This is a genomic window from Azospirillum sp. A26 (genome assembly GCF_042604635.1).
GTDB classification, from domain to species: Bacteria; Pseudomonadota; Alphaproteobacteria; order Azospirillales; family Azospirillaceae; genus Azospirillum; species Azospirillum palustre.
On the sequence record NZ_CP170472.1, the window covers coordinates 1,722,431 to 1,736,700 of the forward strand.

At 68.7% G+C, this 14,270-nt stretch carries 11 protein-coding genes; 7 read left to right on the top strand and 4 right to left on the bottom strand.

Features of this window, described 5'->3' with window-relative positions; genetic code table 11:
- The first annotated feature begins 77 nt into the window (after positions 1–77).
- The 7 genes from ABNQ39_RS08785 (at position 78) to ABNQ39_RS08815 (ending at position 9,836) form a co-directional block, all read left to right on the top strand.
- Positions 78–476 (top strand): response regulator transcription factor, encoded by a 399-nt coding sequence (locus ABNQ39_RS08785; RefSeq protein ID WP_098739272.1) that lies wholly within the window; start codon positions 78–80, stop codon positions 474–476.
- Positions 473–2,698 carry a 3'-5' exonuclease gene (locus tag ABNQ39_RS08790; protein ID WP_376956916.1) on the top strand — a complete coding sequence of 742 codons (2,226 nt, stop codon included), beginning with the start codon at positions 473–475 and terminating at the stop codon, positions 2,696–2,698. Before ABNQ39_RS08785 ends, ABNQ39_RS08790 begins: the two co-directional genes overlap by 4 nt.
- Positions 2,695–2,919, top strand: a complete 225-nt coding sequence (locus ABNQ39_RS08795) for a hypothetical protein (RefSeq protein WP_376956918.1) — start codon at positions 2,695–2,697, stop codon at positions 2,917–2,919. Before ABNQ39_RS08790 ends, ABNQ39_RS08795 begins: the two co-directional genes overlap by 4 nt.
- 9 nt (positions 2,920–2,928) lie before the next feature.
- Positions 2,929–5,745, top strand: coding sequence for an ATP-binding protein (locus ABNQ39_RS08800; protein WP_376956920.1), 2,817 nt, complete (start codon positions 2,929–2,931; stop codon positions 5,743–5,745).
- 264 nt (positions 5,746–6,009) lie between these two features.
- Positions 6,010–7,674, top strand: a complete 1,665-nt coding sequence (locus ABNQ39_RS08805) for an ATP-binding protein (RefSeq protein WP_376956922.1) — start codon at positions 6,010–6,012, stop codon at positions 7,672–7,674.
- A 48-nt stretch (positions 7,675–7,722) separates the two neighbouring features.
- Positions 7,723–9,444 carry a PAS-domain containing protein gene (locus tag ABNQ39_RS08810; protein WP_376956924.1) on the top strand — a complete coding sequence of 574 codons (1,722 nt, stop codon included), beginning with the start codon at positions 7,723–7,725 and terminating at the stop codon, positions 9,442–9,444.
- A complete protein-coding gene (locus ABNQ39_RS08815) occupies positions 9,441–9,836 on the top strand; it encodes a response regulator (protein ID WP_376956926.1) in 396 nt (131 codons plus the stop codon). The genes ABNQ39_RS08810 and ABNQ39_RS08815 overlap by 4 nt, the downstream gene beginning before the upstream one ends.
- A 95-nt stretch (positions 9,837–9,931) precedes the next feature.
- Here ABNQ39_RS08815 and moeB read toward each other — a convergent pair whose 3' ends face one another.
- The 4 genes from moeB to ABNQ39_RS08835 are packed head-to-tail and all read right to left on the bottom strand — an operon-like array spanning position 9,932 to position 14,130.
- Positions 9,932–11,089 (bottom strand): molybdopterin-synthase adenylyltransferase MoeB, encoded by a 1,158-nt coding sequence (gene moeB, locus ABNQ39_RS08820; RefSeq protein ID WP_376956928.1) that lies wholly within the window; start codon positions 11,087–11,089, stop codon positions 9,932–9,934.
- A gap of 13 nt (positions 11,090–11,102) precedes the next feature.
- Positions 11,103–11,387, bottom strand: a complete 285-nt coding sequence (locus ABNQ39_RS08825; protein WP_161958122.1) for a MoaD/ThiS family protein — start codon at positions 11,385–11,387, stop codon at positions 11,103–11,105.
- Entirely contained in the window at positions 11,384–12,805 is a 1,422-nt protein-coding gene (locus ABNQ39_RS08830; protein WP_376956930.1) for a TfuA-like protein, read from the bottom strand. The genes ABNQ39_RS08825 and ABNQ39_RS08830 overlap by 4 nt, the downstream gene beginning before the upstream one ends.
- The gene (locus ABNQ39_RS08835; RefSeq protein WP_376956932.1) at positions 12,802–14,130 is read right to left on the bottom strand and encodes a YcaO-like family protein; all 1,329 of its coding nucleotides are present in this window, start codon (positions 14,128–14,130) and stop codon (positions 12,802–12,804) included. Before ABNQ39_RS08835 ends, ABNQ39_RS08830 begins: the two co-directional genes overlap by 4 nt.
- Positions 14,131–14,270 lie beyond the last annotated feature (140 nt).

Below are 14,270 nucleotides of genomic sequence, written 5' to 3' on the forward strand. Positions count from 1 at the left end.
TCCAGGGCACGAATGCATTGCCCTGGCCGCAAATTGGGAAGCCGGCACAAGACCGGCGCACCGGAGGACGCCCAGCCATGAAGCCGACCATCCTGGTTGTCGACGACGAGCCCAGCATCGTCCTGTCGCTCCAGGTTCTCATGCAGCGCGCCGGATTCGACGTGCGCATCGCCCGCGACGGGGACGAAGCGCTGCGCTCGGTGGAGACCTTCACCCCCGACCTGATCCTGCTCGACGCGATGATGCCGAAGCGCGACGGCTTCGACGTCTGCCAGACCCTCCGGACCAACCCGGCGTGGAAGACCCTGCCGATCATCATGCTGACGGCGCGCAGCCGCGACGTCGAACGGCAGAAGGGGCTGGCGCTGGGCGCCACCGACTACATCACCAAACCCTTCTCCACCCGCGACCTGCTGACCACCGTCCGCCGCCATCTGGGCCTGACCGCGACCGGCAGCGTGGAGCCGGCGCCATGACCGCCCCGGCGCTCGACGGGCCGCGGCCGGACCGGAAGAGCGGCGACGTTCCTCCGCCCGCGCGCCTACCACGCCGCATGATCCCGCTGGCCTTCCGCACCGCCGGCATTACGCTGGTGGCGCTGGCGGTCGGGCTGGCGGCGGCGGTGCGTGGGTCGGACGCGTCGGACCCGTTGCTGACCTATGCCGTGGTGATGACGGCGGCCTGCGCCGCCGCGGTGTGGGGGCTGTGGCTGGCGGTCGACCGCTATCTGCTGCGCGCCGCGGAGACCCTAAGCCGCGAGGCCGGGCTGATCGCCCACGGCAATGCCGAGGGGGCGGTCGGCGGCCGGGTGCCGCTGGCCCGCTATGGCGACCTGCTGCCCATCGCCCGCGCCGTGAACGATCTGTCGGACAAGCTGGCCCAGGTCCGCCGTGACATCGCCCGCACCGTCGCCGACTCCACCGCCAAGGCGGAAGAGCAGAAGACGCAGCTCGCCGCCGTGCTGCGCGACCTGCACGAAGGCGTTCTGGTCTGCAACACCCGGCACCAGATCCTGCTCTACAACCAGACCGCCCTCGACATCCTGCACCTGACCGGAGAGCTTGGGCTGGGCCGCTCGCTGCTGCATTTCGTGGTGGCGGAGCCGGTGACCCACACGCTGGAACGGCTGACCCTGCGGGTGCGCGAAGGGCGGCATGTCAATCACGAGCATGGCACCACCGCCCAGTTCGTCGGCGCCACCACCGACGGCCGCATCCTGCTGGAAGGGCGGATGAGCGCCATCCTGCAGGACCCCGACCCGGCGTCGGACGAACCACCGGCCATCACCGGCTACGTCCTGACCCTGTCCGACGCCACCAGCGAACTGGCGGCGCTGGGCCAGCGCGATTCCCTGCTGCGCGAAGCGACGGAAGGGTTCCGCGCGCCCATCGCCAACCTGCGGGCGGCGGTGGAGACGCTGTACGACGCGCCCGACCTCGGCCCCGGCGACCGCGCCGCCTTCGAAAGCGCGATGCTGGACTCCTGCTCAAGCCTGTCGCAAAGGCTGGAGCGGGTGACCAACGCCTACCGCAGTGTCGTCACCGGCAGTTGGCCGATGAGCGACATCCACTCCAACAACCTGATCACCCTCGTCGCTCACCGGGTGGGGGCCGAGTCAGCCACCACGGTGACGCTGACCGGCCTGCCGCAATGGGTGCATGGCGACAGCCACAGCCTTGTCCTGCTGTTCGCCTATCTGATCGGACGGGTGCAGGCGCTGACCGGCGCCACCGCCTTCGATCTGGAGGCGGCCGGCCCGCAGGACGGCGACCGCTGGGTCTATCTCGACCTCGTCTGGCAGGGGCCAGCGGTGTCCAGCGCCACGCTGGACGGCTGGCTGGACCAGACCTTGCCCGACGGGCTGGGCGGCCTCAGCGCCGGCGACGTCCTGCAACACCACCGCAGCACCGCCTGGAGCGAGCCGCTGCCCACCGACGGCGCCACCGATAGCGCCCGCGCCCGGTTGCGCGTGCCGTTGCCGCCGGCTCAGTCGCCGCGCACCGCCCAGCCGCGGCCGAAGGCCGGCGCCCGGCCGGAATTCTTCGATTTCGGGCTGCTGCACCAGCCGCTGGCGACCAGCGAGCTTGGCCGCACGCCGCTGGACCGGCTGCATTACGTGGTGTTCGATACCGAGACCACCGGGCTGTCGCCCAGCACCGGCGACGAGATCATCCAGATCGCCGCGGTCCGCGTCGTCGGCGGGCGCATCCTGACCGGCGAGACTTTCAACACGCTGGTCGATCCGAAGCGGCCGATCCCGCCGGAATCGGTGCCCTTCCACGGCATCACCGACGGGATGGTGGTGGGCAAGCCGACCATCGACGCTGTGCTGCCACAGTTCCGCAGCTTCGTTTCCGGCGCGGTGCTGGTGGCGCACAATGCCGCCTTCGACCTGAAATTCCTGAAGATGAAGGAAAGGGCGGCGGGGGTGGCCTTCGACTGTCCGGTTCTCGACACCATGCTGCTGTCGCGCATGCTGCTGGGCAACGACGGCGACCACACGCTGGACGGCATCGCCGAACGGCTGGGCATCGAGGTGGTGGACCGCCACACCGCGCTGGGCGACAGTCTGGTCACCGCCGCGGTGTTCCTGCGGATGATCGAGATGCTGCGTGCGCAGGATGTGCGGACGCTGGACGACGCCATCCGCGGCGCCAACATCCTGGTCGAACTGGCCGCGCGGGAGCGCGCCTTTTGAGCACGCCAGACCCGACACCGGGCCATGAGCCGGGTTCCGGCCGGTATCGCGACCGGATGATCGGCCTGTTCCTGCTGGCGGCCGCCCTGTTCAACCCGCCGCTGCTCGGCCTGTTCGGGGTGAAGGGAACGATCCTGGGGGTGCCGGCACTCTATGGCTGGGTGTTCGGCATCTGGGCGGCGGTGATCGCGCTGGCGGCAATCGCCGGCCGGGCACGCTAGGAGGACGGCATGGAGGGCGGTATGGAGGCCGGGCTGGATTGGGCCGCCGTCCTGATCGCCGCGCTGGTCTACCTCTCCGCCCTGTTCGCCATCGCCCATTGGGCCGACCGGCGGGAAACGGCGGGGCGCAGCGTCATCGCCTCCCCCACCGTCTTCGCCCTATCGCTGGGCGTCTATTGCACCACCTGGACCTTCTACGGCTCGGTCGGGCGGGCGGCGACGCTGGGCATCGGCTTCCTGCCGGTCTATCTCGGCCCCACCCTGCTGATGCTGCTGGCGCCGCTGCTGTTGCGCAAGATCCTGCGCATCGCCAAGGCGCAGCGCATCACCTCCATCGCCGACTTCCTCGCCAGCCGTTACGGCCACAGCCCCTTGCTGGGCGGGCTGGTGGCACTGACCGCCACGCTGGGCGTGACGCCCTACATCGCTTTGCAGCTCAAGGCGGTTGCCGTCAGCTTCGACGCGCTGACCGGCGGCGGGCTGGGCACGACTGCCGGGCCATTTCTCGACCAGGGCTTTCTCATCGCGGCGGTGATGGCGCTGTTCGCCATCGTCTTCGGCGCCCGCCAGATCGACGCGGCGGAACATCATCCGGGCATGGTCGCCGCCATCGCGCTGGAATCGCTGGTGAAGCTGGTCGCTTTCCTGGCGGTCGGCATCTTTGTGGTCTGGGGCCTGCACAGCGGGCTCGACAGCCTGTTCGCCGCCGCTGCCGCCCGCCCGGACCTCGCCCGCCTGATGGGCAGCGAGGCGGCGCTCGGCGATCCCGCGTCCGGCGGCGGTCCATCGGGCGCCTGGGTCGCCACCACCATCCTGTCTGCCGCGGCGATGCTGTGCCTGCCACGGCAGTTCCAGGTGATGGTCATCGAATCGACGGACGAGCGCCATCTCGACCGGGCGATCTGGCTGTTCCCACTCTACCTTCTGCTGATCAACCTGTTCGTCCTGCCGGTGACGCTGTCGGGACTGCTGACCTTCGGCGGCGGGCTGGACCCCGACCTGTTCATGGTCGCCCTGCCCCTGAGCGGCGGGGCGGGATGGCTGGCCCTGCTGGCCTTCCTGGGCGGGCTGTCGGCGGCGGCGGGGATGATCGTGGTCGAGACGGTGGCGCTCTCCACCATGCTGTGCAACGACCTGGTGATGCCGATCCTGCTACGCACCCGGTCGAGGGCGCTGGCGCGCTCGGCCGATCTGGCGCCGCTCCTGCTGGCGGTGCGGCGCATCGCCATCGTGGCGATCCTGCTGTTCGGCTACGGCTATTTCCGGCTGGCGGGCTCGGCCTACGCGCTGGTGTCGATCGGGCTGATCTCCTTCGCCGCAGTGGCGCAGTTCGCCCCGGCGCTGATCGGCGGCCTATACTGGCGGGGAGCGACCCGGCGCGGCGCCATCGGCGGCGTGACGGCGGGCGCGCTGGTCTGGGCCTATACCCTGCTGCTGCCCAGCTTCGCGCGTTCGGGCTGGCTGCCGTCCAGCTTCATCACCGAGGGGCCATGGGGAATCGCGGCCTTGCGGCCCTACGCGCTGTTCGGGCTGGAAGGGTGGGACTCGCTGGCCCATTCGCTGTTCTGGACCGCGCTCGTCAACATCGGCGCCTATGTCGGCCTGTCGCTGTTCGACCGGCAGAGTGCGGCGGAGCGGGTGCAGGCCGCCGCGTTCGTCGATGCCTTCCACCCCGTGTCGGACGGCATGACGCCGACGCCAACCGTGCAGTCCGACTGGCGCAGTGCGGCCAGCGTCAGCGATCTCACCCGGGTGGTCGCCCGCTTCCTCGGTCCACAGCGTGCCGGGCGTGCCTTCGACGGCGCCGATCCGGACGAGCCGGCCGGACCGGAGCGGCTGCGGCTGGCCGAACGGCTGCTGGCCGGCGCCATCGGCGGAGCATCCGCCCGCGTCGCGCTGGCCTCCTCCGTCTCGGCGGGCGCTGTGGAGGCGGCGGAGCTTCTGCGCATGCTGGACGAGACCAGCGACGTCATCGCCCACAGCCGCGCGCTGGAACGCAAGACGGCGGAGCTGGAACGCGCCACCGACGCGCTGCGCGCCGCCAACGAGCGGCTGACCGAGTTGGACCGGCTGAAGGACGACTTCCTGTCCACCGTCACCCACGAGCTGCGCACGCCGCTGACCTCGATCCGGGCGCTGAGCGAGATCCTGCACGACGACCCCGAACTGGACACCGACCAGCGGCAGGAGTTCCTGGCCGTCATCATCAAGGAGAGCGAGCGGCTGACCCGCCTGATCAATCAGGTGCTGGACATGGCGAAGATCGAGGCCGGCGCGCTGGACTGGCGGATCGAGACCATCGATGCCGGACAGGCCCTGACGGAGGCGGTCGCCGCGACGGAGGCGCTGTTCCGCGAGCGCGGCATCGCCCTGTCGCTCGACATGCCGGAACGATTGCCGCCGGTGCGAGGCGATGTGGACCGGGTGATCCAGGTCGTCGTCAACCTGCTGTCCAACGCCGCCAAGTTCACCCCGCCCGGCGGCCGGACCCGGCTGGTCGCCCGGCTGGAGGACGGAGTCCTGCGGGTGGCGGTGATCGACAGCGGCCCCGGCGTGCCGGCGAAGGACCGTGACCTGGTGTTCGACCGCTTCCGCCAGTCCGGCGACGCGCTGACCGGCAAGCCCGCCGGCACCGGGCTGGGACTGGCCATCGCCAAGCGGATCGTCGAGCATCTGGGCGGCCGGATCGGGGTGGAGGATGCGCCAGCCGGACCCTTCGCCGAGTCGGGCACCGGGGCGTCGTTCTGGTTCACCCTGCCGCTGGCGGTTTCCACGCCCGGCCAGGGCGCCGGAGAGCCGCCGATCATAACTCGAAAGATTGATTAGACTCTAATCGTTTACAATCGTCTGGCCGTACTGCAATCCCGTGCTATCCTTTCCGGCATGTACGTTACATATGGATCAGGGGATTTCCGCTTGCGGTCCGGCCCAGCCATGCGCCCATGGCGGCATACAACCGATGGGGTGCCATACGCCACGGCCCTTCCCGTTCGGGCGATGCGCGCTTATGGTGAGGCCCACGGATCGGCGTATGACGCGGCTCCGACGGAACGGCCCGCCTGTCCGGCGGGTTGGCGGTAGGAAGGCGGGATGGGCAAGATACTGGTTGTCGACGACGAGCGGGACGTCCAAACGCTGATCTTGCAGCGCTTCCGCCGCGCCGTCCGTACCGGCGAACTGGAATTCCTGTTCGCCCATGACGGGCAGGAGGCGCTGGCGACCCTGCGCGCCCGGCCCGACATCGACATGGTGCTGAGCGACATCAACATGCCCGGCATGGACGGGCTGACCCTGCTGGATCATCTGCCGCAGGTGAATTCCGACATCCGCGCCGTCATGGTGTCGGCCTATGGCGATCTGGGCAATGTGCGCGCGGCGATGAACCGCGGCGCCTTCGACTTCATCATCAAGCCCATCGACTTCGCCGACCTGGAAGCCACCATCCACAAGACGCTGGAGGCCTGCCAGTCCGTGCGCCGCCTGCGCGACGCGCTACAGGAAACCCGCACGGCGGAGGCGGCGTCGCGCGCCCAGGCCGCCCGCATGCGCCGGGTCCTGGACGGCAGCCCGATCGGTGTCGCCATCCTCACCGAGGCCGGCGATCTGGTCTATTGCAACCAGCGCTGCACCGACCTGTTCGGCGTCCCCGCCGACACGCTCCAGCACCATTGCGCTCCCACCCTGTTCCGCCATGTCCAGGAGCGGCTGCCGAACCGGGCATCCGGAATCGACGCCTTATCGGCGTCGGACGAGATCCACTATGTGCGCGAGGATGGGCGCACGGTGTGGATGGCGATGTCCGTCGACCGCACCAGCTACGAGAACCAGCCGGTCTTCATCGTCTGGCTCTACGACATCACCGAACGCAAGGTTCAGGCCGAAGCGCTGCGCCGGGCCAAGGATTCGGCCGAACAGGCGCTGGCCGACCTGGAGCGCATGCAGTCCGACCTGATCCGGGCGGAGAAGATGGCGGTGATCGCCCAGCTGATCGCCGCGGTCGCGCACGAGATCAACACCCCCGTCGGCATCGCCCTGACCGCCGCCACCCATTTGCAGACGGCGTCGGAGGGGATCATCATGACCTTCAACGGCGGCCAGCTGCGCAAGAGCGACTTCCAGGACTATGTCGGCACCGCCAGCGAGGTCTCCACCCTGCTGGTCGCCAACATCGAACGCGCCGCCGCCCTGATCCAGAGCCTGAAGCTGGTGACGGAGGGCAAGGCCAGTTCGCCGCGCAGCCGTGTCGGCCTGCGCGACTACCTGTCGGACATCGTGCTGGCGGTGCAGGTGCAGCCGGCCGCCGCCGGGCATGAGCTGGTGCTGGAATGCCCGGACGGGCTGGCGCTCGACACCTATCCCGGTGCGCTGACCGAGGTGCTGCTGGCCCTGCTGACCAATGCCTTCGCCCATGCCTTCGAGGCGGCGCCCGCCCCCGTCGGCTTCGGTATAAGCGAGAGCGATCAGCCGGAGGTCAGTATCCGCCGTCCGGGACGGGTCACGGTTTCGGTCCGGATGATGGGCGACGAGCGGGTGGAGCTGCGCGTGTCCGACAATGGCCGGGGCATCCCCGCCGACATCCAGCCGCGGCTGTTCCAGCCCTTCACCACCACCCGCCGCGGCGCCGGCAGCATGGGGTTGGGGCTGTATGCCGTGTTCAATCTCGTGACCGGCAAGCTCGGCGGCGAGATCGACATCGACAGCGAGGTTGGCCGCGGGACCTGCGTGATCCTGCGGCTGCCACTGGACGCTCCCTGACCCTTGCGGATCAGTGACCGAGCCCTGCGACATCTTCGGGACCCCCTCATGGACGACAAAGCCGACCTGCTGCGAGCCCTGCCCCCGCTGTCGTCCTACTCCCCGGAGGAGTCGGTCGCGGCCTCGCTGGACCGGGCGCAGAACTACCACGACCAGCTGGTCGCGGCGATGCCCGGCCTGATCGTCCACCGCGACGGCGTGATCCTGCATTGCAGCGGCACGCTTGCCCGCCTGCTGGGCTACGATTCGGTCGGGGAGGTGATGGCCCTGCCCGACATCATGGCGCTGATTCCGGAAGACGCCCGGCTGGCGGAGCGCAACGCCTATGCCCGCTGCCAGCAGGGCCCGATCCAGCCGCTGGCCCGCCGCATCAAGCGCCATCGGGCCGACACCAGCATCCAGTGGTTCGACCAGCTGCTCGAACCGGTGGACTGGGGCGGCGCGCCCGCGGTGATGGAGATGCTGACCCAGATGCGCCCCCAGGCGGCCAACGCCGAGATCCCGCATCAGGGGCAACTGTTGCAGGCAGCCATCGACGCCATGCCCAACGGCGTGCTGATGCTGGATCGCGGCCTGCGGCTGGAGGGCGCCAACAGCGAGTATTTCCGTCTGTGGGACTATCCCCCCGGCATGTTCCCGCCCGGCACCCCGGTGGCCGAAACCCTCCATTACAACCACCGGCGCGGCGATTACGGCGACGTCCCCTGCGAGGAGACCGTGGCGGAGCTGTGCACCCGCTTCCTGGTCAAGGGTGTCATCAATTCCGAACGCCAAGTTCCCTCGAACGGTCGGATCCTGGACATCCGCACGGCTCCCCGGGCGGACGGCGGCTATGTCATCACCCATCACGACATCACCGACCGCAAGCGAATCGAGGATGAGCTTCGCCTGGCCAAGGAGCGCGCCGAGGCAATCCTGAAGGAGCTGCGCGAGACCCAGCAGCAGCTGATCGTCCAGGAGAAAATGGCCTCGCTCGGCCAGCTGACCGCCGGCATCGCCCATGAGCTGAAGAACCCGCTGAACTTCGTCAACAACTTCGCCGAACTGTCGGGCGAACTGCTGGACGAGCTGCTGGAACTGCTGGAGCCGCTGAACGACCATCTGGAGGGAGCGACCCGCACCGACGTGGACGATCTGGTCGACAGCCTGCAAAGCAACCTGCGCAAGATCGCCGACCATGGCCGGCGGGCCGACAACATCGTCAAGAGCATGCTGGCCCATTCGCGCGGCGGCGGCGGCGAATGGCAAAGCACCGACCTGAACGCTCTGGTGGAGGAAGCGCTGGCCCTGTCCTACCACGCCGTGCGTGCCCAGGACCGCAGCTTCAACGCGACTCTGGACCGCCGATTCGACGCGGCGGTGGGCGAAGTGAAGCTGGTTCCACAGGACATCTCGCGTGTGCTGGTTAATTTGTTCACGAACAGCTTTTACGCCGTCCGCAAAAAACAGCTGACCTGCGGCAATCCCGCTTACGAACCGGCACTGACAATCACAACCGAAACGAGAGGACCGGACGTTTCCATAAGAATTGGCGACAATGGCATCGGCATGACTAACGCAGTGATCGAAAAGCTTTTCACTCCGTTTTTCACCACGAAGCCTACCGGTGAAGGAACCGGCTTAGGACTTTCACTCAGCTATGACATCGTGGTACATCAACACAGGGGCCGTTTCGACGTATCCAGCATCGAAAACGAGCATGCCGAGTTTACGATCACGCTGCCACGAACCGTGACGGCCATGTCGCTAGGGGAGCGCCGAAAGACATGACCCTGGGAATCCTCGTCGTCGATGACGAACCGGATATCGAGGATCTGTTTCGCCAGCGCTTTCGCGCAGAATTGCGCCGTGGTGAACTGGCGCTTCATTTCGCCGCATCTGGCGAGGAGGCGCTCAAAAGCTTGAACACCGGCCTGCAACCGGAAGCTGTTCTTGTCCTCAGCGATATCAATATGCCGGGGATGAGCGGACTCGACTTCCTGCGGTGTCTTCGTGCGGAAGCGCCGCATGTGCCGGTGATCATGGTCACCGCCTATGGCGACACCGAAAACCGCCGCCACGCCCTCGACATCGGTGCGACCGAACTGGTGACCAAGCCCGTCGATTTCGTTGCCCTGAAGAAGCTGGTCCAGAGCGTCATCGTCCAGAAGACGGCGGCTTAACACCCTGCCCCGCTCCCGGTCGACTCCAGGGCCGACCCCAAAGCCGACCAAGGACCGATCCGATTGCGGGACTAGGGACACACCGCCGCTTTCCATCACCCCGCGCACACTGCCGCGATGTCGCTCAATTCCGGATGTGCCCCGGCCGAACAGGACGGGCAATCCGGATCGGCCGAAACCGCGATCTCGTTGAACTCACCGCGCAGGCCGTCATAGAGCAGCAGCCGGCCGGCCAGCGGTTCACCGAGGCCGAGCAACAGCTTGATCGTCTCGGCCGCCATGATGGTGCCGATCACGCCGGGCAGCACACCCAGAACGCCGGCTTCGGCGCAGGACGGCGCATATTCGGCCGGCGGCGGCTCCGGGAACAGGCAGCGGTAACAGGGTCGCACGCCCGGTGCCGCCCCGCCGAACACCGACACCTGCCCTTCGAAGCGGAAGATGGCGCCATAGACGTTCGGCACGCCCAGCCGCAGGCAGGCATCGTTGACCAGATAGCGCGTCGGCAGATTGTCCGACCCGTCGACCACCACATCGTGCCCGGCCAGCAGATCCAGCACATTGGCCGCCTCCAGCCGCGTATCGTGCGACACCACCTCGATGGTCGGGTTGAGATCGAGCAAAGCGGTGCGGCCGCTCTCCACCTTGCGCTGGCCCAGCCGGCTTTCGGCATGCAGGATCTGGCGCTGAAGATTGCTGCGCTCGACCCGGTCGTCGTCGATCAGGGTCAGGCGCCCGACCCCGGCAGCGGCGAGGTACAGCGCGATGGGCGAGCCCAGCCCGCCGGCGCCGATCAGGGCGACACGGCTGCGCAGCAGCCTGTGCTGTCCGGCCTCCCCCACCTCCGGCATGGTCAGGTGGCGGCGGTAGCGCTCGCGCTGGGCGGCGTCGAGCTGCGGCGGCACCTCCACCGGCAGGCCGCCGGCCTTCCAGGCGGAAAAGCCGCCGGCGACCGACCGCACGTCCCGATAGCCCAGCCGCAGCAAATCCTCCGCCGCGAACAGCGACCGGGTGCCGCCGGCACACATCAGCAGCAGGGGATGCGCCGGATCGGGCACCTTCTCCTCGATCCGCAACTCCAGGAAGCCGCGCGGCAGGCGCAGCGCACCGGCCGGGCTGCCGGTCGCCGTCTCCTCGTCCTCGCGGACATCGACCAGCAGGGCGCCGTCCCGTTGCAGGGCCAGCGCGTCGGCGGCGGCGACTTCTGCGATGCGGGCGCGCAGTTCGGCGAGGCGCCGGTCCTTCAGGCTCATGACGCGAGGCTCCTCAACCGCCGGCCAGGGCGACCATCAGGGTCAGGGTGGCGCCGGCCGGCAAGGCCGCTTCCAGCCCGCCCAGCCGACGGACATCGTCGCGGCCGAGATAGACATTCACGAAACGGCGCAGGTCGCCCTCGGCGGTGAACAGCCGGTCGCGGAAGGCATCCTGCCCGGCGGTCAAAGCCGCCAGCGCCTCGCGCACCGTGGCGCCCGGCACCGTCACCTGATCGCGCCCGCCGACGAAGCCGCGCAACGGGGTCGGCACGCGGATGGTCACCTCAGCGTTGGTCACGTCTGCATCTCCTCTTCCGGCATCGCCTCTCCAGCGGGCTCCTGCGGCGCCGCCTGAGCCAGCGCCGCTTCCGCCTCCACCGCCAGCTGGCGGAACAGGTCACGCACCTGCTTGGCCCGCATCAGGTCGATGCGCAGGTCCAGCAGATCCTTGAAGCCATATTCATACGACCAGACGTCGGCCGGCGCATCAACCCGGCAGGCGGTGCTGGCGACATGCTCGGCCAGCAACTGCTCCACCGTTTCCTTGGGCTGGCGGCTTGCGTCGCCGAAATGCAACTCCATCACCCGCTCGACCAGCGCCGCTTCTTCGGCGGTGGATTCGTAGAGTCCGCGCAGGCGCAGCTCGTTCAGCACCGGCTTCGTCGTCCGCGCCAGGAAACGGCGCGGGACCAGCCAGAGCCGCATCGCCCGTTCGATGGCCAGCTCGGTCATCAACTCGCTGAACTCGTCATCGGTCAGGTCGTTGCGGCGGCACCAGTCGGCAAGCGCCTCCGCCCCCACGAGTCCGCGCATGGCGCAGAAGCGCCGGGTTTCCGTCCGCACCGCCGCTTCGTCCACCGTGACGCCCATCACCTCTGCGAACTGACGGATCAGCAGGCGGCCGAGTGCAGCATTGTTGATTTCCGCGAAGTCCGGCCGGTGCAGGGCGGCGTGGGAGGCGATCTCCGACAGCGGCACGCTGTTGCCGCCATGGCAGACGCGGCGGTCGCGCTCGTACAGGACGTCGAAATAATGGGACGCGTTGAAGTCGAACGGCGCCGGCCGCGGCGGCATGATGAGGCTGCCGAGATGGCTGAGCAGAACCTCCGCATCGCGGCGCTTCTGGTCGATCCCGCCGCTTTTCAGGAAGCGCTCCAGCCGGTCCGTTTCCTCCCCGCTCAGCCCGGCTTCGGCGAAAATGCGGTCGCGGGTGCGTTCGGCGAAGTAAAGCCCCTTGGCGGCGGCGATCACCCGGTCGTGCAAGGCCCGGTCCGCCACCCCGGCGGCCAGCGCCGCCGCCATGCTGGCGCGAAGGTTCACCAGCGGCTCGGACAGCGGGAACCAGCCGTCTTCCGGACCGGCATGGGCCAGCGCCACCTCGTCGTCGCCGGTCAGCCGGCCGTCGACATAGCCGCGCGCGACCTCGCCAACCGGCACCATGCCGAAAGGATGGCATTCGGCCGCCCGCAAGGCGCCCATGCTGGACGCGCCATAGACCGCCACGCCCTTGTGCAGGGCATAGAGGATCTCCTTGTGCCAGACCGACAGCGACTGGCCGAACACCCCATCGATCAGGGCGATCACGTCCGGCCGGTGGATGGTCATGGCGCTGATGATGTCGGCCTGCGCCGCCGGCGGCAGGAACACCGCATCCGGCAGGATCGCGCGGGCATCCTCCACCGGCATGGTGGGGCCCAGGAACACACAGATCTTCATGCGACCGATCCCATTTGCGCGCCCATCTGCGCCTGAGACGCATGTGCCGTCAGAGCGTCCGCGAAAGCCAGCGGCCGGGCACCCGGAGTGTAGAAGTCGAACTGGTAGCCCTCCAGCCCCGGCACCAGAACCCGCACCACCGGAATGCCGATCTCCGGCAGGGTCAGGTCGAAGACCAGCGCCTGCTCGATCCCGGCACGGTGCAGCACGGTCAGCAGGATGGTGATGTCGCCTTCGAAAGTCGGGGTGGCGTGGTTCCGATGGCGGCGCCCGTCGGTGTTGATCGGCGTCGCCTCCAGCGCCGCGATCTCGGCATTGCCGTCGGCATTCTGGTTGCGGACCAGATCCCGGCGGAAGAAGTCGTCGCGCGAACCGGCGATCAGGACCAGCCGCGACTGCACCGCCTCGGTCAGGGCGCGGCACATGGCGACCGCCGGCTCCAGATGGCTGCCATAGCCGCGATTCATGCCGGTCTTGCGCATCTCGCGGTCATAGACGATTGCCATGTAGCTCGGCACGCCCAGGTCCGTCGTGACGTCGAACAGCAGCGGACGGATGCCGGCCTGCTCGAACCGGTGCAGCAGGTCGCGCACGGTCGGCGCGTCGATGCTGTCCAGATTGACCCGCGGCGTCGGCCAGTTGAGCCGGTCGCCGGCATAGCGCCAGCAGGCGACGGAATCGCGCTCGATCACCTCGTAGAGACCGGAGGCGACCGCCTCCAGGATATGATTGCCGCTGGCCAGCCCATTGGTGCCCATGGCGTAGAAGCTGCGGGCCCCCGGCTTGGTCCCCGGCGGCATGCTGTGCAGCCCGACCGAGGTCCAGGGCGCGGCGACCGGTCGCCCGCCGATCAGGTCCCAGCCCCAGGTCCAGATCTCCGGCCGGTCGGGACGGAAGGAGCCGTGCTTGGTTCCCGGCAAGCGGTCCAGCGGGATGCGCCCATCGGCCGGCAGGTCGTTCCATGCCGCCTCGATATGCGGCAGGCGCAGATGCTCGGCATGGTGGAACTCGATCGCCTCCATCGCGGCGGAGACCGTCGCGGCGGCGAGGCTGAAGCCCTTGCCGGCGCTGCCCGACAGGGTCGGGCTGTTCGGCCGGTGCCCGATGACGGTGTGGATGCCCAAACGGTCCAGCCCGGTCACGTCGGCCAGCCGCGTGATGCCGCAGCGGGCGAAATGGGGCGAGATGCGGGCCAGTGTCTCTTCCGGCGTCGCCGTGCGGTGGGTGCCGATGAAGAAGCGCTTGGCGGCGCGGTGGACGGTGTCGCCCAGGCGGATGCCGGGGAACTCCGGATAGACGGTGTCGGGCGATGCGCTGTCAGCCATGGGATGGATCAGGACTCGCAGTTCCGGCCGGTTCGGAGGGAGATGGATTGTCGCCCCGCAGGAGGCGGGACGCGTAACGACAAAGAGGGGCCGGCCGTCTCCCGTGAGGATAGGCCGGCCCCGATGCGGTTACGCCTCGG

Bases quoted from the DNA above. Each gene is read 5' to 3' on its own strand.
- ABNQ39_RS08790 (WP_376956916.1), top strand. From the start codon at position 473: ATGACCGCCCCGGCGCTCGACGGGCCGCGGCCGGACCGGAAGAGCGGC.
- ABNQ39_RS08785 (WP_098739272.1), top strand. From the start codon at position 78: ATGAAGCCGACCATCCTGGTTGTCGACGACGAGCCCAGCATCGTCCTG.
- ABNQ39_RS08805 (WP_376956922.1), top strand. From the start codon at position 6,010: ATGGGCAAGATACTGGTTGTCGACGACGAGCGGGACGTCCAAACGCTG.
- ABNQ39_RS08835 (WP_376956932.1), bottom strand. From the start codon at position 14,130: ATGGCTGACAGCGCATCGCCCGACACCGTCTATCCGGAGTTCCCCGGC.
- moeB (WP_376956928.1), bottom strand. From the start codon at position 11,089: ATGAGCCTGAAGGACCGGCGCCTCGCCGAACTGCGCGCCCGCATCGCA.
- ABNQ39_RS08815 (WP_376956926.1), top strand. From the start codon at position 9,441: ATGACCCTGGGAATCCTCGTCGTCGATGACGAACCGGATATCGAGGAT.
- ABNQ39_RS08810 (WP_376956924.1), top strand. From the start codon at position 7,723: ATGGACGACAAAGCCGACCTGCTGCGAGCCCTGCCCCCGCTGTCGTCC.
- ABNQ39_RS08830 (WP_376956930.1), bottom strand. From the start codon at position 12,805: ATGAAGATCTGTGTGTTCCTGGGCCCCACCATGCCGGTGGAGGATGCC.
- ABNQ39_RS08800 (WP_376956920.1), top strand. From the start codon at position 2,929: ATGGAGGGCGGTATGGAGGCCGGGCTGGATTGGGCCGCCGTCCTGATC.